We start from the raw sequence: 17701 nt of genomic DNA, 5'->3' as shown, positions 1-17701 counted from the left end.
GGTCGTCCCTACGCATCGTCGCCCGCGTAGCGCGCCTCCAGTTCGCGGATCGACGCGAGACCGGTGATCTCGTTTCGTTCCTCCCACGTCACGAGGCGGTCGAGTACGCCGACCTGGGTGCCCCGCTCGAATATCTCGCCGTACACCTCGCGGAGCGCCTTCGCCGCGGCCTTCTGACCCGTCGTCGGGTAGAGCGCCACGTCGAAACCCATCGACGACAGCTCGTCGGCGTGGACGAGCGGCGTCCGCCCGCCCTCGACCATGTTCGCGAGCAGGGGGACGTCGCCGAGTTCGTCGCCGACCCGCTCTAGGTCGGCCCGCGACTCCGGTGCCTCGACGAACAGCACGTCCGCGCCCGCGTCGGCGTAGGCCCGCGCCCGGTCGATGGCGTCGTCCAGGCCGGTCACCGCCGCCGCGTCCGTGCGCGCGACGATCGCGAGGTCGTCGCGGGCGTCGACCGCCGCCCGGAGCTTCCGGACCATCTCCTCGCGCGGGACCACCCGCTTGCCCTCGAAGTGACCACACCGCTTCGGGAACCGCTGGTCCTCGAGGTGGATCGCGGCGACGCCGGCCCGCTCGAACCGCTCGACCGTCCGGCGGACGTTGAGCGCGTTGCCGTACCCCGTGTCGGCGTCGCAGAAGACCGGCACGTCCACGGCCTCGACGACGTTCCGGGCGCGGTCGACCATCTCGGTCATCGTGGTCAGCCCCACGTCCGGCTTGCCGTGGACGCTGGTCGAGACCGCCGACCCGCTCACGTAGACGACCTCGCCGCCGGCCTCTTCGACCAGCTTCGCGGAGAGCCCGTCGAACGCGCCGACCGCCCGCAGCGTTTCCGCTCGGTTCACCAGCTCGAGAAAGCGTCTCCCGGGAGCGCTCGCGTCCATACCGTCCCGTACGGGAGCGGCGTGATAAAGATACGGTCGCACGGTTATTTACGCCGTCGGACGTACAGAGGGGACGATGGCAGGAGCTACGACAACCGGAGCGTACGACCTCGTCGTCGTCGGCTGCGGGATGGCGGGCCTCGCCGCCGCCGTCCGGGCGGGCGAACTCGGCCTGGAGACGGCGGTACTCGAGAAGACGCCGCGCGAGAAGCGGGGCGGACAGACGCGCTACGTCCAGTCCTTCCGCGTCCCGTCGGCCGACTGCGACCTCTCGCCGTGGGGGCTGACGTTCGACGTCCCCGACTACACGGTCGAGGCGTTCTACGACGACGTCATGAGGCAGACGAGCGGCCGCGCCGACCCCGACCTCGCGCGGACGCTGGTCGAGGAGGCGGGACCGACCGTCGAGTGGTTGACCGAGAACGGCGTCGAGTGGAGCATGGAACCGCTCCACGTCGGGTACACCGTCGGTCGGACCTTCTGCGACGGCGAGGACCTCGTCGCGACGCTCGTCGAACGCGCGGAGGAACTCGGCGCGACGGTGTTCTACGACACCGAGGTGCGGGCGATCCACGAGACGGCGGACCGGCGGGTGGCCGGCGTCCGGGCGATCTCCGGCGACGAACCCGCGACGTTCGAGGCCGACGCGGTCGTGGTCGCCGGCGGGGGCTACGAGTCCGACCCCCGCAAGCGAACCGCCTACTACGGACCCGACTACGACGCGATGACGGTCAGGGGCAGCCCGTACAACACCGGCGAGGCCATCGACGCGGCCCTGGACGCCGGCGCGCGGGCGGCCGGCCAGTGGAGCGGCGCGCACATGGCGCTCATCGACGCCAACTCGCCCGAGGCGGAGGGGGGCGCGAACCGCATCGACGGCTACCAGTACTGCGTGCTGCTCAACCACGAGGGCGAGCGCTTCGTCGACGAGGGGCGGGACGCCCGCGCGCACACCTACGCCGAGTTCGGCCGCCGCATCTTCGAACAACCGGGCCACGAGGCGTTCATCGTCGCCGACGCGGGGATGGAGGCCCACCTCTGGCCGGACGGTCCCTCCGACCCGACTTACGGCGAGACGGTCGCGGACGTCCTCGAGCGACTGGGCTGTGAGGACCCCGAGCGGGGCGAGGAGACGGTCGAGGCGTACAACGCCGCCTGCGACCCCACCGGGGAATTCGACCCCGACGCGCTCGACGGCAACCGCGCGGCGGGGATCGACCCCCCGAAGTCCAACTGGGCGATCCCGCTCGAGGAGCCGCCGTACGTGGGGTACCCGGTCACCGGCGGCATCACGTTCGCCTTCGGCGGCGTCGAGATCGACGCGCACGGCCGCGTGCTCGACACCCGCGGCCGGACGATCCCGGGGCTCTACGCCGCCGGCAACAGCACCGGGGGGCTGTTCTTCGACAACTACCCCGGCGGGACGGGGCTGACCAACGCCGCCGTCTTCGGCAGGCGGGCCGCCGAGGCGGTCGCCGAGGACGGAGTCTAGAGGTCCTCGGGCTGGGTGCCGACGCCGTCGGGCCACCCGGTCGGCCGGGCGGGCGAGGGCCGGGCGTGCTCGCGCTTGAGCACCATCGGCGTCCGCTCGAGCGACAGCACCAGCGTATCGTCCTGATTGTACGTCCGCAGTTCGGTGGTGACGAGTCCCACGTGCTCGCGCGAGTCCGACTCGCGTTTCGCGAGCACTTCGCTCTCGGCGAAGAGGGTGTCGCCGTGGTAGACCGGCGCGTGGTGTCGGACGTCGTCGTAGCCGAGGTTCGCCGTCGCGTTCATCGAGACGTCGATCACGCTCATGCCCACCGCCAGCGCGATGACGAACGTGCCGTCGACGAGGCGCTCGCCGAACTCCGTCTCGGCGGCGTACGCCTCGTTGAAGTGCATCGGGTTCACGTTCATCGTCACGTTCGTAAACCACACGTTGTCCGTCTCCGTCACCGTCCGCCCGTACGGGTGTTTATAAATGTCGCCCACCGCGAAATCCTCGTAGTAGCGCCCCTCCCACCCGCCGGCGAGGCGTCTCTCGTTGTCGTCTGCCATGGCGTTCGGACGGGAGGACGCGGCGCGGGTACAAAAGGTTCGTGGGGAGGGGCGGCGGACCGCGGGCGGTGGAGCGCGGACGGCGAGCGGTAAGCGAGCGGCGGACGGCGGTCAGTACGACCGTGGCATGCCGAGCACCCGCTCGCCGATGTAGTTGAGCGCCAGCTGCTGGGTGATCGGGACGAGGCGGGTCAGCCGGGCCTCGCGGAAGTAGCGTTCGACGTCGTACTCCCTCGCGACGCCGAAGCCCCCGTGGGCCTGGACGGCCGCGTCGGCCGCCGCGAAGCAGGCCTCCGCCGCCAGGAACTTCGCCACGTTCGCCCGCGCGCCGATCGCGGCGCGCGCGTCGTCCGACCCCCGTTCCCCCTCGGCCGCACCGTCCGCCCGGTCCGCCGCGTCGTAGGTCAGTTGCCTCGCGGCCTGCACGCGGGCATACGCCTCCGCGAGCGGGTGCTGGATCGCCTGGTTCTGCCCGATCGGGCGACCGAACACCTCGCGCTCGTTGGCGTACGCCACGCCGCGCTCGATCGCGAGGCGGCCGAGGCCGACGCACTCGGCGGCGATGACGAGGCGCTCCTCGTTGAGGCCGTCGAGCACCTGGTAGAACCCCTCGCCCTCGGTGCCGATCAGCGCCGATTCGGGCAGGCGGAGGTCGTCGAACCACATCTCGAAGGAGTGGACGAAGCCGCTCGCCGACTTCGGGATCTCCTCGACCTCCAGCCCGCCCTGCTCGTACGCCGCCTCGAGATCGACGAGGAACATCGAGATGCCGCGGGTCTTCTTCTCGACGTCGTCCTTCGGCGTCGTTCGCGCGACGAGCACGAGGTAGTCGCTCACGTCCACCCGCGAGGTCCAGATCTTCTGGCCGTTGACGACCCACTCGTCGCCGTCGCGCTCCGCGGCCGTCTCGATCGAGGTCGAGTCCGACCCGGCGTTCGGCTCGGTGAGTCCGAACGCCTGGATCGACGCCTCGCCCGCCGCGACCTTCGGCAGCAGCGCCTCCTTCATCTCGTCGCTCCCGTACTTCACGAGGGGGACCGAGTTGTAGATCCCGCCGTGGACGGCTTGCGCGGCGCTGAAGCCGCCGCCCCCGGCCGCGATCTCGTCCATCATCACCACCACCTCGCTGGTACCCATCCCCGCGCCGCCGTACTCCTCCGGAACGAGCGCGCCGAGCCACCCGTTCTCGGCGAGCGCGTCGACGAACTCGCGGGGGTACTCGCCGGAAGCGTCGCGCTCGCGCCAGTAGGCCCGATCGAAGCTCTCGCAGATCTCGCGGACGCTCCTCCGCACCAGCCGCTGCTCGTCGGACAGCGCGAGGCCGTCCACCGATAGCTGACTCATCGTCCGTCTATGGGACTCGTTCGCACATAGTTCCACGGATCGAGGCGATCACGGATTGTCGAGGGCGGCGAACGCCTCGACGTTGTACCGCAGTTCGACGTCGCGCGTGGTGACGTACGGGACGGTCCGCTCGTGGTGCGAACCGTGCGTCCGGAGGTCGACGGGTGCGCGGACGCCCCCCTCGACGGGGCCGAACACGGTGTCCGGATCGCCGAGGACGAGGTAGTCTCCGATCCGGTCCGGCGCGAGCCGAAAGCGCTGGGCCGCGTCGTCCCGCGGGAGGACCGCCTCGACGCCCGGTACGTCGGTCAGCCAGTCCCCCCCGCTACCGTCGTGGCTGTAGACGTACGCCGCGCCGCCGAGGTTCCGGTGGTGGTAGGTGTGCCGGTCGCGGATGAGCCGGACGACGGTGGCGTCGACGCCCGCCCGCTCCGCGACCGCGTCGAGGTCGACCCGGACCGACTTGCGGTTCATGCCGTGGTCCGCCGTCGCCACGAGGTCGACGCCGCGGTCGTGGAGCGCGGCCAGCCCCTCGTCGAGGCGTTCGACCCACGCCCTCGCCCGGTCCTCCGTCGGCGCGTGCTTGTGCGGCACCACGTCGGTTGTCGAGACGTAGAGCACGTCCGGGCACAGGTCGTCGAGGACGTGGAGCGCGGCGTCGAGGAGCCACCCGCTCGCCTCGCCGGAGTAGATGTCGGGGGGCGGCCCGACCGCCTCGACCAGCGCCGCGGGCGGGTCCTCCGCGCTGGCCGCGACGGCGCAGCCCCGCCCGACCATGCGCCGCAGTTTGTCCTTCGCGACCAGCGCCGCGACGGTCTCGCCCGCCGCCGCGAACGCCTGCAACCTCGTCTCGCAGCGGACGTACGCCGGGTCCTCCATGTAGACGAGATCCCCCCGGTCGGGGTCGTAGTAGGTGTTACCGGTGACGCCGTGGTCCGCGGGGAACGACCCCGTGACGATGCTCACGTTGTTGACGTTCGTGAGGCTCGGGACGACACAGTCGCACTCGCCCGCCGCGCCCTCGGCCGCGACGGCGTCCCAGCCGGGCGTGTCCGTCGCCGCGAGGTACGCCGGGTCCATCCCGTCCAGGCAGACCACGACGCGCGTCCGATCGCGGGAGTCCATGGCACGCTATTCCGCGGCACCGATAAATATTTCCCGGGGGTTGCGATCGCGACCCGCGTGCCGTGGTGACACGCACCGTTATATTCCCGGGGCGAAACGACCGGGTATGGACGAGACAACCGCGCTCGCGTCGTTCGCCGTCTCGACTGAGCTGTCGGACGTGCCCGAACCGGAGATCGACCACGCAAAACGCGCCGTCCGCGACTACCTCGGCGTCGCCGTCTACGGCTCGCGCCACGAGGTCGGCGACCGGATCGCGGCGTACGTCGAGGCGTCGTCGCCGGGGACCGACGCGACCGTGTTCGCCCGCGGGTCGGCCAGCGCGCCGGGCGCGGCGCTGGCGAACGGCACCTTCGGCCACGCCATCGACTACGACGACACCTTCGAGTCGATCGTCATCCACCCGACCTCGCCCGTCTTCGCCGCGGCGCTCGCGGCGGCGGAGCGCGCCGACGCCGACGGGCGCGCCCTCCTGGCCGGCTACGCAGTCGGCGTCGAGACCGCCTTCCGCGTCGGCCACGCGACCTACCCGAGTCACTACGACAACGGGTGGCACAGCACCGGCACCGTCGGGAGCTTCGGCGCGGCGGCGGCCGCCGCCTCGGTGCTCGGTCTCTCCGTCGAGGAGACGCGCCACGCGTTCGGCGTCGTCGCCTCCGGGTCGTCGTCGCTGAAGAGGAACTTCGGCTCCATGACCAAGCCGCTGCACGCCGGCCACGCCGCGCAGATCGGGGTCCGCGCCGCGCTCCTCGCGCGGGAGGGGTTCACCGCGGACCCGAGCGTGCTGTCGGGGGAGATCGGCTACGGCGCGGTCATGACGCCCGGCGGGGGCTACGACCCCGGCGAGATCACCGACGGCCTCGGCGAGACGTGGTCGCTCACCGACGTCGGGTTCAAGCCCTACCCCTCGGGCGTCATCACCCACGCCGCGATGGACGCCCTCCGGGGGATCGTCGAGCGGGAGGACCTCGCGCCGGCGGACGTGGCGTCGATCACCGTCGCGCTCGACGACGCGGCGAGCGAGATGTTGATCCACGCGGATCCGCAGAACGCGCTCCAGGCGAAGTTCTCGATCGAGTTCTGCCTCGCCGCCGTCCTCCGCGAGCGCGACGCCGGCGTCCGCGAGTTCACCGACGAGTACGTCGCCGAGGCCGAGACGCGCGACGCCATCGCCAGGGTCGAGCGGGCGTTCGAGCCGAACCTCTTCGGGGCCGAGTTCGCCGGCTACGGCGCGCGCGTGACCGTCGAGACGACCGACGGCGAGGAGCACGTCGCGGAGGAGCGCCACGCCCCCGGCGGCCCGACGAACCCCGTGAGCGAGGCGCGACTGCGGGCGAAGTTCGACGAGTGCGCCGGGACCGTGCTCGGGGCGGACGACGCCGACGCGCTGGCCGCGGCGGTGGTCGACCTCGAGTCCGACGGAGCCCTCTCGGACCTGCTCGACGTTCTTCGGGTGGACCGGACAGCATGAGCTATATCGGTGGGATCCGACGGTGATCCCATGGGAGACGGTTACCACCGCGTGTCGCTGACCGATCTCGAGACGAACCCGGAGAAGCCGGGACGACGCTGGGAGGTCTCGCCGGCGCTCGGCGTCGAGGACTACAACCTCAACGTCGCCGTGCTCGCCCCCGGCGAGCGCCTCTCGCAGAACGCCTACCACTACCACGACGATCAGGAGGAGGTGTACTACGTCGTCGACGGGACGGTGCGCGTCGAGGTCGAGGACGGCTCGTTCGACGCGGCGACCGACGACGCGGTCCGGTTCGAGGCGGGCGTCCCGCACCTGTTTCACAACCCGTTCGACGCGCCGTGCAAGCTGGTCGCGATCGGCAGTCCCCCGGAGGGGCGCTATCCGGTCAGGCAGGTCCGGAGCTACGACGACCTGCTCGCCGAGCGGTACGGGGAGCGTCGGAAGAACGGGTAGCGCGTAGCGTCGTCCGTCGCGAGGGCGTCGAGGGGCGGGCGTCGTTACGCGGTCTGGTTCTGCTTCAGGAGGTCGTTGATCTCCTTCGCCGCCTGCGCGGTCGCCTCCTCGACGGGGGTCCCGGCGTGGATGCGCTGGTGCATCGAGCGCGGGATGTCGTAGGTGATCGCGTTCGCCCCCCTGACGGCGGGGATGACGGCCGGCTTGATCTCCTTGAGCGTCTTCATGCAGGCCCCGCGCCAGAACTCCTCGTGCATCTTCGTCTTCGCGAAGAAGTCCTCCTTCTGGATGGCGTCGGGCGTCACCGGGACGAACCCGAGTTTCTCGGCGTTCTTCACGGCGCGCTTGGAGTCGCCGATCCACCACTCGAGGAACGTTACGGCCGCGTCCTTCTCCTTCTGGTTGGTGAAGCCCTCCTTCATGAACCCGACGGAGGGGAGCCACGCTAGCGCGGCCTTGGTGCCGCCGTTCATCGGCAGTCCCCACGTGTACTGACCGTTCCGCATCGCGTCGCCCTGCTCCTCGAGGTAGTCGCCCCAGAGGTCAGTCGAGTCCTGGAGGTGGTTCACCGCCGTCTTCCCGGACCAGTGGAGCGTGGTGGACTCCTCGTCGCCGTGGTTGATCGAGTTGGGGTGGAACAGCCCCTTGTCGATGAAGTCGAACTGGAACTTGATCGCCTCGCGCGCCTCCTTCGTGTCGATCGTCGCCTCGTCGCCCGTGACGTTGACGACGCCCGACAGCGACCCGCCGAACTGCGGGATGTAGAGCGACATGTACTCCTCGTCGCTCGATTTCATCCCGGTCGTGTCGGGGTAGTGGTCGCCTTTCTTGCCCATGGAGCTGTTCTTGAGCTTCTCGTAGATCGGCTGCACGTCGTCGTACCAGTGGAGGCTCCCGGCCTCGTGGTTGACCTCCGTCTCGTCGATGCCCGCCGCCTTCAGCCAGTCGGTGCGCCAGGCGGTGAAGAAGGGACGGAACCCGAGCGGGAAGGTCACGAGGTTGCCCTCCTTCCCCGTCGATTGAGAGCCCCAGACCCTGTGGCCGTTCATGATCGTGTCGGCCGTCTTGTCGGCCAGCGACGAACTCTCCCAGAGGTCGTTGACCACGAGGCCGGCCCCGCCGGCGAGCACGCCCGGTCGCGTCATCACCTCGACGAGGTGGGGGACGTCGCCGCTCGCCCGGGCCGCCCGGAGCTTCTTCACGACGTCCGTGTACGGCACTCCCTTTATGTTGATCGTGATGCCGGTCTCCTTCTGGAACTTCTTCACCACCTGGTCGGTGTACTGGCGCTTCGTCTCCCCCTCGGTGTAGTACGAGAGCCAGACGTCGAGCGTCGGCTTGCCCGTTCCCCCGGTCTGTGCGCCACCGCCTCCGTTCCCGTTTCCGCCGCCGCCGCCCATGCAACCGGCCAGCCCTGTCGTCACCAGCGCGGCACCGGCACCGGCCGTCTTCAGAAAGTGACGCCTACCGATCGATCCGCCGTCATTGCCTGTCATAGTCTAACAGCCGTGTGGGTATTACTATCCGGTGTAATAAGTGTTACTCCACGGCCGTTCCTCGGCGAGGGGGCGGCACAACGTTTATCACCGGATCGCCTGTACGGCGGAGTATGTCAGGTCAGACCGTATCACATGGTGGGAGGTCGACGACGGACCTCGTAGTGCTCGCGGCGTACGTGTTGTACGGGATCGCGGGCGTCGCCTTCCTGGCGGGGCTCTTCGTCGACTGGCGACTCCCGGGATTGGTCGTCGTCCCGCCGTTCGTCGTCACGACGGGATCGCCGACCAACAGCGGCCTCTTCATCCTCTCTATCGTCGTCCTGGTCGTCGGCTTCCTGCTGAGCAAGACCGGGCGGATCATCGAGGCGCGTCGCACCGAGGAGATCGACCAGACCCAGGAGTGGACGGTCGACGTGGGAAGCGACAGGCGCTGATCGCGGCGCACGCCCGATAGCGACCTGCCGGCGGACGTGTGGGTCCTTCGACGGTGGGCACGAGGCGTCCCGTCGAATCGCTCGGAGTCGCTCCGACCGTCCGTCACGTATCGAACCGCTCGTTCTCCGTGGAAACGGTGTCGGAAGGCGCGAGCGGTGCGCCTCGACGGGGAGAACGCGCCGCCGCGCCGCCGACGGAGCGGAGATGCGACGGTGAACACGGGAGAGAGGAGAACGTGGAGAGTGTGAAGGAGAGGGGAACGTGGAGAGTGTGAAGGAGAGGGGAACGTGGAGAGTGTGAAGGAGAGGGGAACGTGGAGAGTGTGAAGGAGAGGGGAACGTGGAGAGAGTGAAGGAGAGGGGAACGTGGAGAGAGTGAAGGAGAGGGGAACGTCGAGAGTGTGAAGGAGAGAAGAGCGTGGGGAGAGTGGGAGGGGGAAGAGAACGTGGAGAGAGGAGAGTAGAGGGAGAGGGGGAGCGTCACCCCTTGACGCCGCCGCCCGAGGAGAGCCCCTCGACCAGGTACTTCTGCAGGTACATGTACATCGTGATGGGCACGAGCATGGTGAGGAACGTGGCCGCCATGAGGTAGTGGAAGTTCCGGACGAAGAAGGTCCCCTGGAGTTCGAGGATGGCGACGGGGAGCGTGGTGTGGAGTGGGTCCTGTCCGATGATGAACGCCATCAGGAAGTTGTGCCACGCGAGCAGGAACGCGAGCAGGAAGACGCTCGCGATCGCCGGGCGCGAGAGCGGGAGGATGACGCGGAAGAACGCGCCGATCTGGGTGCAGCCGTCGACGCGCGCCGCCTCCTCTAAGTTCCGCGGGAGGTCCTCGAAGAAGCCCCGCAACAGCCAGATGTTGTAGGGCAGGGTGAACGCGGTGAACGCGAGGATCATCCCCGTGTAGGTGTTGAGCAGTTGCAACTGCTGGAGGAGGACGAAGATCGGGATCGCCAGCAGCACGACGGGGAACGCGAACCCGGCGACGCTGAGCACGAACAGCCCGTTCTTGAACGGGAAGTCGAGGCGCGCGAAGGCGTAGGCGGCGAAGACCGCGGACACCGTCGCCAGCCCCGCCGTCCCGACGCTGACGACGAACGTCGCCAGCGTGTACTGGACGAACGGGAACGCGCCCCACATCGTCCGCCACGCGTTCCGCCCGCTCCACGGCACGGGCTGGAAGGTGACCCACGGGATGCCGAGCGGCGTGGTGAAGATCATCTCGGGCGTCTTCAGCGAGTTGACGAAGGTGTAGTAGAGCGGCAGGAGCATCCACGCCATCAGGACCGCCAGCGCGACGTACTTGAGGACGGGCTTGTAGTGCTGCTCCCAGTTCAGCCCCTGCTGGGCCGTCTCGAACCGCCACTGCCGATCGGTGTCGGTGCTCATCTCAGTAGTCCTCCGTCTCGCTTCTGACCCACAGCAGGATCAGCGGGACGATCGCGATCGCGAACATGATGCCGAGCGCGGCGGCCTGTCCCATCGTCCAGTTGATGAACGCCTTCTTGAAGATGGCGACGCCGAGGAACGTGGTGTAGTTGACCGGCCCGCCCTTCGTGACCGCCCACGGGATCTCGACCTTGCCGATCGTGAAGATGGTGCGGATCATCACGACGGTGACGATGACCGTGCGCAGGTGCGGCAGCGTGATGTACCGGAAGCGCTGGATCGGGCCGGCCCCGTCCACCTTCGAGATCTCGTAGAGTTCCTTGGGGATGGACTGCACCCCAGCGAGGAACACCACGTACATGAACCCGAAGTCGCGCCACACCTTGGCGATGACCACGCCCCAGAACGCCCACGGCGTGTTGGACGTGATCCCGCCGGACGCGGGGATGTCGAAGAACATGTTCAGGATGTTGTAGATGATGCCGTAGGTCGCCGCCTGTTCCATGATCGCGAAGGTCAGACCGGCGGCGACGGCCGGTGCCGCGTACCCCGCGAGCATGAGGCCGCGCCACAGCGGCCGTCCCGGCAGGCTCTCGTTCATCACGAGCGCCGCGCCGAGCGCGACGATCAGGTCGAAGGGGACGACGACCAGTTCGTACAGGAGCGTCATCTTGATGCTGAAGAGGAACAGCTCCTGCCCGCCGCCGAAGAGCCAGTACTCGTAGTTCGCGAGGCCGACCCAGGGATCGACGTCGTTCGGGTTGAGCGTGAACTGCTTGAACGAGAGCAGGACCCCGTTGAACACCATCGGGTAGAAGACGATGACGGTGAGCAGGAGCAGCGTCGGCAGGAGAAAGAGGATCCCCTGGGCCGAGCCGTACTCCTCCAGGATGCGATCTGAGAGGGTCCGTTCCCGCCGTTCGAAGCGCTCTGAGACGGACGCCATCTTACGACTCCTCCTCGCGCGGTCGGCCCGAGCCGTCGGCCACGGCGTCGCCGCGTCCCGCGTCGCCACCGGACGCGACCTGCCGCCAGGTGAGGACCTTCGGACCCTCGGGGCTGAAGAAGTGGACGTTCGGCCACGCGACGTCGAGGCCGATCGTGTCGCCCTCCTCGATCTCCCGGGTCGACTCGACGACCACGTTGAACCGCTTGTCGTCGATGTCGACGTAGACGATCTTGGTGTCGCCCATCGGTTCGATGACCTCGATCCGGAGGTCGACCAGCCCCGCGCCCGGTTCGACGATGGTCAGGTCCTCGGGTCGGACGCCGAGGATCACCTCGTCGCCCGGGAGTCCGGCCCGGAGTTCGTCCGCGATCTCCGCGGGTAGCTCGTACTCGAACCCCTCGCCGGCGACCCGGCTCCCCTCGAGCGTCATCTCGAAGAAGTTGATCGCCGGGCTGCCGACGAAGTCGGCCACGAAGAGGCTGTTCGGGTTGTGGTAGATCTCCTCGGGCGGGTCGATCTGCTCGATGCGGCCCGCGTTCATCACCGCGATGCGGTCGCCCATGCTCATCGCCTCCTCCTGGTCGTGGGTGACGAACACCGTCGCCACGCCCAGGCGCTGCTGGAGTTCCTGGATCTCCGTGCGCATCACCGCGCGGAGTTTCGCGTCGAGGTTGGAGAGCGGCTCGTCCATCAGGAAGACGGCCGGATCGCGAACGATCGCGCGGCCGAGCGCGACGCGCTGTTGCTGGCCGCCCGAGAGCTGGTTCGGGTAGCGCTCGAGCAGGTCGCCGATCTCCATGATGTCGGCGGCCCAGCGGACCTGCTCGTCGACCGTCTCCTTCCCCTCGTTGCGCATCTTCAGCCCGAACGCCATGTTCTCGTACACGGTCATCGACGGGTAGAGCGCGTAGTTCTGGAAGACCATCGAGATCTCCCGGTCCTTCGGGGGCAGGTCGGTTACGTCGAAGTCGCCGAACAGGATCTGTCCGGAGTCCGGCGTCTCGAGCCCCGCGAGACAGCGGAGCGTCGTGCTCTTGCCGCACCCGCTGGGGCCGACCAGGACGATGAGTTCGCCCTCGTCGATGTGGAGATCGACGTCGTCTACCGCGACGACCTGTCCGTCGTTGAACGTCTTCCGTAGCGTATCGAGTCGTACCTCAACCATGGTGGTTCACCGGCGTTCGCCGTCCGTCGTCGTTTGTCGCGTCGAACATCATTCGTTGCCCTCCCACGGACCGCCCGTGCGGAACCGACCCGTCCGCCCGGTCCGTCGCTCCAGTACCGATTTGACGATCGGTACGAACAGGATCGAGCCGAGCGCGAGCGCCGCGATCACGACCGACCCGTCGACGGTACCCGCGTTTCCCACCGGCCCCTCGAGCCAGAGATACGCGGGCACGCAGACGATCGCGTACGCCACGACGGCGACGACGAGCGGGTCGGCCACGCCCAGGACGCTCGACTGTGATTCGTTAGGCTGCACCATACATCACTGGTAACGAACTCACCACGACATAAAACCTTGCACGGGTTCGCCACCCCGGGTTCGACGGCCGTCGCCGGGCGGCGACGGGACCCCCACCGGAGGGAGCTTTTTACCCCGGCGGCGAGTTGGGGGGGTATGGCCGACGACGCGACGGAGATCGACGCCGCATCCGAACACGCCGTGGACGAACCGCTCCTGGCGAGGGTGCCCGACGCGGTGGTCTCGCTCGGTGCCGGCGCGCTCGCGACGGCCACGCTCATCACCCTCGTCGGTACGCTCTTCGTCGGCTACTCCGTCGCGACCGGCGAGTTCTACGGTTTCCAACCGTACGAGATGGGTCTGGCGCTGCTCCAGTTCGCCGTCGCCACGGTCGCGATGGGTGCGGGCGTCCACTTCGCCCGACAGCGGACCCGCTGGACGCTCGTCATGGTCGCCGCGGCGCTCGGCTCGCTGACGTTCATCACGATCCCGTTCACCCTCACCGCGTTCGTCTGCGTCGGGCTCGGGAAGTACCACTTCGCCTCCCACACGCCCTCGGCCGTCATCCGCGGCGAATAGGCCGACGGGACCGCCGTCGGCTCCGATCGCCGGCGGTTTCGGCCCCCGACGGTCTCGATCCCCGGCGTTTATGCTCCCCTCCGTCGTCGTGTCCGTTCATGGGAACCGGTAGCACGACGGACGAGATCGCACGCTACTGCGTCGAGGCATCGACCGCCGACCTCCCCGAGGAGGTCCGCGAGCGACTCAAGCAACACCTGCTCGACTTCGTCGGCGTGGTCCTCGGCGGCCGCGAGCACGCCGGGTCGAGTCCGGCCGTCGAGCGGGCCGTCCGGACGCTCTCGGGGGCGGACGCCGCGGCCGAGGCGACGGTCCTCCCGACCGGCGAGCGCCGGTCCGCGGAGCACGCGGCGCTCCTCAACGGGACCTTCGCCCACAGCCTCGACTTCGACGACACCCACCGGGGGTCGTCGCTCCACCCCGGCGCGCCCGTGATCCCGGCGGCGCTGGCCGTCGCCGAGCGCGAGGGCGCGACGACCGAGGCGCTGCTCGCCGCCGTCGCCGCCGGCTACGACGTCACCTGCACGCTGGGGCGGGCGGCGAACCCGGACGCCCACTACGCCCGCGGGTTCCACGTCACGGCCACCTGCGGGACGTTCGGGGCGGCCGCGGCGGCGGGCGTCGTCGCCGGGCTCGACGCCGAGGGGTTCGCGTCGGCGTTCGGCGTCGCCGGGAGCCAGGCGGCCGGCTCGCTCCAGTTCCTCGCGAACGGCGCGTGGAACAAGCGCCTCCATCCGGGGCTGGCCGCCCGACGGGGCGTGACCGCGGCCGCGCTGGCGGCCGCCGGCTTCCGCGGCGCGGCGCGACCCGTCGAGGGCGACCACGGGTTCCTCGCAGGCTACACCGACGACCCGGACTACGCGGCGTTCGAGCGACTCGGCGTCGACCACGCCGTCACGGAGACGGCGCTCAAGCCCTACCCGTGCTGTCGCTACATGCACGCGGCGATCGACGCGCTGCTCGAGCTGTCGGGCGAGGTCGACCCGGCGGACGTGTCCTCGGTCGCCGTCGACCTCCCGCGCTCGGGCGTGACGCTCACGGGCGAGCCGATCGCGGCGAAGCGCCGACCGGAGAACGTCGTGGACTGCCAGTTCAGCATGCCCTTCGCCGCCGCGCTCGCGCTGACCCGCGGCGAGGCCGGTCTGCCGGCCTTCCTCGACGCCGGGTCCCGCCTCGACGACCCCGACCTCCGGCGGCTGATGGACGCGACCGACGTTCGAACGACCGACGAGGTGCAGTCCCGGTTCCCCGACCAGTGGGCGGCGCGGGTCGTCGTCGAGGCGGACGAGACGTACGAGCGGTTCGTCGAGACGGCGCGCGGCGAACCCGAGCGGCCCCTCGGCTGGGACGGCGTGGCGGCGAAGTTCGACGCCGTCGGCCGCTCCGTCGGGCTCTCCGAGGGGCGGCGGGCGGAGATCGTCGAGGTCGTCCGCACCCTCGAATCGCGCGAGCTGGCCGACCTGACGGGCGCGCTCCGCGGGGCGGAGCCGGACCGGTGAGAGTGGTTCGGCGCACGCTCGCGGGGACGCGGGAGCACATCCGCGGGACGAGCGAGGCGCTCCGCGGGGACGGCCGTGGGTGGGTGCTCGTCGCGGTCGCGACCGGGTGGCTCCTCGTGCTCGGCACGCGGGTCATCCTGCCCACGCTGCTCCCGCAGGTGAAGGGGACGTTCGACCTGGACAACGCGACCGCGGGCGTCCTCATGACGGTTCTCTGGGCGTCCTACGCCGTCACGCAGTTTCCGGCGGGGATGCTCGCCGACCGGATCGGGGAGAAGCCGACGCTCGTCGCGAGCGTGGTCGTGACGGCGGGGGGCGCGCTGGCGCTTTCGCTCGCGCCGACGTTCGTCGTGTTCGTCCTCGGCGCGATACTGTTCGGCCTCGGCTCCGGCCTCTACGCGCCCCCGCGGGTGACGGTGCTCTCGCGGATCTACCCCGACCGCGACGGGACGGCCCTCGGCGTCACGTTCGCGGTGGGGAACCTCGGCGCGTCCCTGCTCCCGCTCGTCGCCGGCGGCCTCGCCGTCCTGCTCGGCTGGCGCTTCGGGTTCGGGTTCGTCGTCGCGCCGCTCGCCGTCGTCGGGGTCGCCCTCTGGGCGCTCGTCCCGGCGCAGGACGGCGATCGGACGCGGGTCGCGGCGGCGGCACCGCGCCGGATCGCCGGCCGCCTGGCCAGCGAGCTGGTCGACCCGCACGTCGTGCTCGCGTGGACCGCCATGACGCTCGTCCTCTTCACCTACCAGGGGATCACGGCGTTCCTCCCCACCTACCTCATCGCGGCGAAGGGGATGAGCCAGGGGACCGCCTCGGCGCTCTACAGCCTCTTCTTCGCGAGCGGCGCGATCTCGCAGTCGGTCGCCGGCGGCGCGGCGGACAGCCACGGCGCGCGGCGCGTGCTGGCCGTCATCTCCGGCTTCGGCGTCCTCACGCTCGTGGCGCTCCCGTTCGTCCACGGCCTCCTCCCGCTCGCGGCGCTCGTCGTCCTCCTCGGCACCCGCCTGGGCATCGGACCCGTGGGCAACGGCTACGTCGCCGCCATCCTCTCGGACGACGTGCAGGGGAGCGGCTTCGGCCTCTTTCGGACGTTCTACCTCGCGGCCGGCGCGCTCGGCTCGTCGTTCGTCGGCGTCCTCGCCGGGCGGGGGCTGTTCGACGAGGCGTTCCTCGCCCTCGCCGGGATCACCGCCCTCTCGTCCGCCCTCTACCTCCGGCTCCCGCGGCGGGGCTGATCGGACGGGGGCACCGCCGCGGCGGGACGCCGCCGATCGCTCGCGGCCACGGCGTCGACCTCCCCCGTCTCCCCTCCGAAGTCTTCAACTACCCCCGGGTGGGAGACTCCCCCGTGCGCGAACGAACGAGGGTGCTCGCGGTGGCGAGTACGGCCCTCCTGCTCACGGTGCTGGTCTGGTTCAACTACTCGGCGCTGCTCCCGATCATCGTGGCCGAGTGGGGGCTCACGGGCGTCGAGGCGGGGGTCGTCTTCGCCGCCTTCCAGGCGGGTTACGTGCTGGCGGTCCTGCCGGTCGGCTGGCTCGCCGATCGGCGCTCCCGGCGGCGCGTGATCGCGGCCGGCGCGACGGGGACGGGGCTGTTCAGCCTCGGCTTCGCGTTCTTCGCCGTCGACGTCACCACCGGCGCGCTCCTCCGGTTCCTCGCGGGGCTGTGCATGGCCGGCGTCTACGTGCCGGGGATGCGTTTCCTCTCCGACTGGTACCCCGAGCGGGTACGGGGTCGCGCGCTCGGCATCTACGCCGGGGCGTTCTCGCTGAGCACGGGCCTCTCCTTCCTCCTCGCCTCGCCCATCGCCGCCGCGCTGGACTGGCGGATCGCCATCGGCGCGACGAGCGTCGGCGGTCTCCTCGCCGGGCCGCTGGTGCTCCTCGGGACGCGCGATCACCCGGACGCGAGCGTCGCGACCGCGGGGCTCGACCTCTCGATCCTGTCGAATCGGCCCTACCGCTCGGCGGTGGGGATCTACGCGGGGCACACGTGGGAACTGTTCGGCGCGCGGAACTGGCTCCTCGCGTTCCTGCTCGCCACGCCGGCGCTCGCGAGCACGGGTCGCCCCACCGTCGTCGCGGGCCTGCTCGTGGGCGTCACCCTCTCCATCGGGGGGCTCAGCAACCTCGCCGCCGGCTGGGCCAGCGACCACCTCGGCCGCCGGCGGACGATCCTGCTCACGCTGGGGACCAGCGCGACGATCTCCGCCGCCCTCGGGACGCTCGCGTGGAACTCGTTTCCGGTGCTCGCGGGCGTCGTCCTGCTCTACGGCCTCGTGCTGACGGCCGACAGCTCGCCGACCTCCACGGCGGTCACGGAGGTCGTCTCGGACGGGCGGATCGGCGTCGCGCTCGCGTTGCAGACGCTCGTCGGGTTCGGGACGACCGTCGTCTCGCCGGTGGTCTTCGGCGTCGCGCTCGACCTCGCGGGCTTCGACGCGGCGTTCCTGACGCTCGCCGCGGGCGCGGGCTTCGGGCTCCTGTCGCTGGCCGCCTTCTCGCGCCGGCAGCGGACGCACGCGAAGCAGTCGGGGGCGACGGGCCGTCGAACCTGACGGGGGCGAG

At 70.1% G+C, this 17701-nt stretch carries 17 protein-coding genes; 8 read left to right on the top strand and 9 right to left on the bottom strand.

The window, feature by feature from the left end:
* Positions 1-8: 8 nt before the first annotated feature.
* Positions 9-887 (bottom strand): isocitrate lyase/PEP mutase family protein, encoded by an 879-nt coding sequence (locus NKI68_RS21280; RefSeq protein WP_254546759.1) that lies wholly within the window; start codon positions 885-887, stop codon positions 9-11.
* 76 nt (positions 888-963) lie between these two features.
* Here NKI68_RS21280 and tcuA point away from each other — a divergent pair, with 76 nt between their 5' ends.
* Entirely contained in the window at positions 964-2379 is a 1416-nt protein-coding gene (gene tcuA, locus NKI68_RS21275) for an FAD-dependent tricarballylate dehydrogenase TcuA (protein ID WP_254546758.1), read from the top strand.
* On the opposite strand, the gene NKI68_RS21270 is transcribed toward tcuA, so the two are convergent.
* The 3 genes from NKI68_RS21270 to NKI68_RS21260 all read right to left on the bottom strand — a co-directional run bounded on the left by NKI68_RS21270 (position 2376) and on the right by NKI68_RS21260 (position 5396).
* Positions 2376-2927 (bottom strand): MaoC family dehydratase, encoded by a 552-nt coding sequence (locus tag NKI68_RS21270; RefSeq protein WP_254546757.1) that lies wholly within the window; start codon positions 2925-2927, stop codon positions 2376-2378. The two genes, tcuA and NKI68_RS21270, sit on opposite strands and share 4 nt — an antisense overlap.
* 111 nt (positions 2928-3038) lie before the next feature.
* A complete protein-coding gene (locus tag NKI68_RS21265) occupies positions 3039-4271 on the bottom strand; it encodes an acyl-CoA dehydrogenase family protein (protein ID WP_254546756.1) in 1233 nt (410 codons plus the stop codon).
* A gap of 48 nt (positions 4272-4319) precedes the next feature.
* Entirely contained in the window at positions 4320-5396 is a 1077-nt protein-coding gene (locus NKI68_RS21260) for an alkaline phosphatase family protein (RefSeq protein ID WP_254546755.1), read from the bottom strand.
* A 106-nt stretch (positions 5397-5502) separates the two neighbouring features.
* Here NKI68_RS21260 and NKI68_RS21255 point away from each other — a divergent pair, with 106 nt between their 5' ends.
* Together NKI68_RS21255 and NKI68_RS21250 are read left to right on the top strand one after the other, a co-directional pair.
* Positions 5503-6867: an MmgE/PrpD family protein gene (locus NKI68_RS21255; protein WP_254546754.1), complete on the top strand. Its 1365-nt coding sequence runs from the start codon at positions 5503-5505 to the stop codon at positions 6865-6867.
* 30 nt (positions 6868-6897) lie between these two features.
* The gene (locus NKI68_RS21250) at positions 6898-7323 is read left to right on the top strand and encodes a cupin domain-containing protein (RefSeq protein ID WP_254546753.1); all 426 of its coding nucleotides are present in this window, start codon (positions 6898-6900) and stop codon (positions 7321-7323) included.
* 44 nt (positions 7324-7367) lie between these two features.
* Here NKI68_RS21250 and NKI68_RS21245 read toward each other — a convergent pair whose 3' ends face one another.
* Entirely contained in the window at positions 7368-8819 is a 1452-nt protein-coding gene (locus NKI68_RS21245) for an ABC transporter substrate-binding protein (RefSeq protein ID WP_254546752.1), read from the bottom strand.
* Between the two features lie 113 nt (positions 8820-8932).
* On the opposite strand from NKI68_RS21245, the gene NKI68_RS21240 reads away from it, so the two are divergent.
* Positions 8933-9256 carry a hypothetical protein gene (locus tag NKI68_RS21240; protein WP_254546751.1) on the top strand — a complete coding sequence of 108 codons (324 nt, stop codon included), beginning with the start codon at positions 8933-8935 and terminating at the stop codon, positions 9254-9256.
* 480 nt (positions 9257-9736) lie between these two features.
* Here the strand turns inward: NKI68_RS21240 and NKI68_RS21235 are convergent, their stop codons facing one another.
* Genes NKI68_RS21235 through NKI68_RS21220 form a run of 4 tightly spaced genes read right to left on the bottom strand, consistent with a single transcriptional unit; the run spans position 9737 to position 13080 of the window.
* Positions 9737-10645 carry a carbohydrate ABC transporter permease gene (locus NKI68_RS21235; RefSeq protein WP_254546750.1) on the bottom strand — a complete coding sequence of 303 codons (909 nt, stop codon included), beginning with the start codon at positions 10643-10645 and terminating at the stop codon, positions 9737-9739.
* 1 nt (position 10646) lies between these two features.
* Positions 10647-11591, bottom strand: a complete 945-nt coding sequence (locus tag NKI68_RS21230; RefSeq protein WP_254546749.1) for a carbohydrate ABC transporter permease — start codon at positions 11589-11591, stop codon at positions 10647-10649.
* 1 nt (position 11592) lies between these two features.
* Positions 11593-12759, bottom strand: coding sequence for an ABC transporter ATP-binding protein (locus NKI68_RS21225; protein ID WP_254546748.1), 1167 nt, complete (start codon positions 12757-12759; stop codon positions 11593-11595).
* A 48-nt stretch (positions 12760-12807) separates the two neighbouring features.
* Positions 12808-13080 (bottom strand): hypothetical protein, encoded by a 273-nt coding sequence (locus NKI68_RS21220; protein WP_254546747.1) that lies wholly within the window; start codon positions 13078-13080, stop codon positions 12808-12810.
* A gap of 135 nt (positions 13081-13215) precedes the next feature.
* Here NKI68_RS21220 and NKI68_RS21215 point away from each other — a divergent pair, with 135 nt between their 5' ends.
* The 4 genes from NKI68_RS21215 (at position 13216) to NKI68_RS21200 (ending at position 17691) form a co-directional block, all read left to right on the top strand.
* A complete protein-coding gene (locus NKI68_RS21215; RefSeq protein ID WP_254546746.1) occupies positions 13216-13638 on the top strand; it encodes a hypothetical protein in 423 nt (140 codons plus the stop codon).
* Positions 13639-13736: 98 nt separating this feature from the next.
* Positions 13737-15137 carry an MmgE/PrpD family protein gene (locus tag NKI68_RS21210; RefSeq protein WP_254546745.1) on the top strand — a complete coding sequence of 467 codons (1401 nt, stop codon included), beginning with the start codon at positions 13737-13739 and terminating at the stop codon, positions 15135-15137.
* A gap of 2 nt (positions 15138-15139) precedes the next feature.
* Positions 15140-16366, top strand: coding sequence for an MFS transporter (locus tag NKI68_RS21205; RefSeq protein WP_254546744.1), 1227 nt, complete (start codon positions 15140-15142; stop codon positions 16364-16366).
* A 113-nt stretch (positions 16367-16479) separates the two neighbouring features.
* The gene (locus tag NKI68_RS21200; protein WP_254546743.1) at positions 16480-17691 is read left to right on the top strand and encodes an MFS transporter; all 1212 of its coding nucleotides are present in this window, start codon (positions 16480-16482) and stop codon (positions 17689-17691) included.
* Positions 17692-17701: the final 10 nt, after the last annotated feature.

The organism is Halomarina pelagica (assembly GCF_024228315.1).
GTDB lineage: Archaea > Halobacteriota > Halobacteria > Halobacteriales > Haloarculaceae > Halomarina > Halomarina pelagica.
The sequence above is the reverse complement of the archived record's forward strand: the minus strand, read 5'-3'. Positions and strand labels throughout refer to the sequence as shown.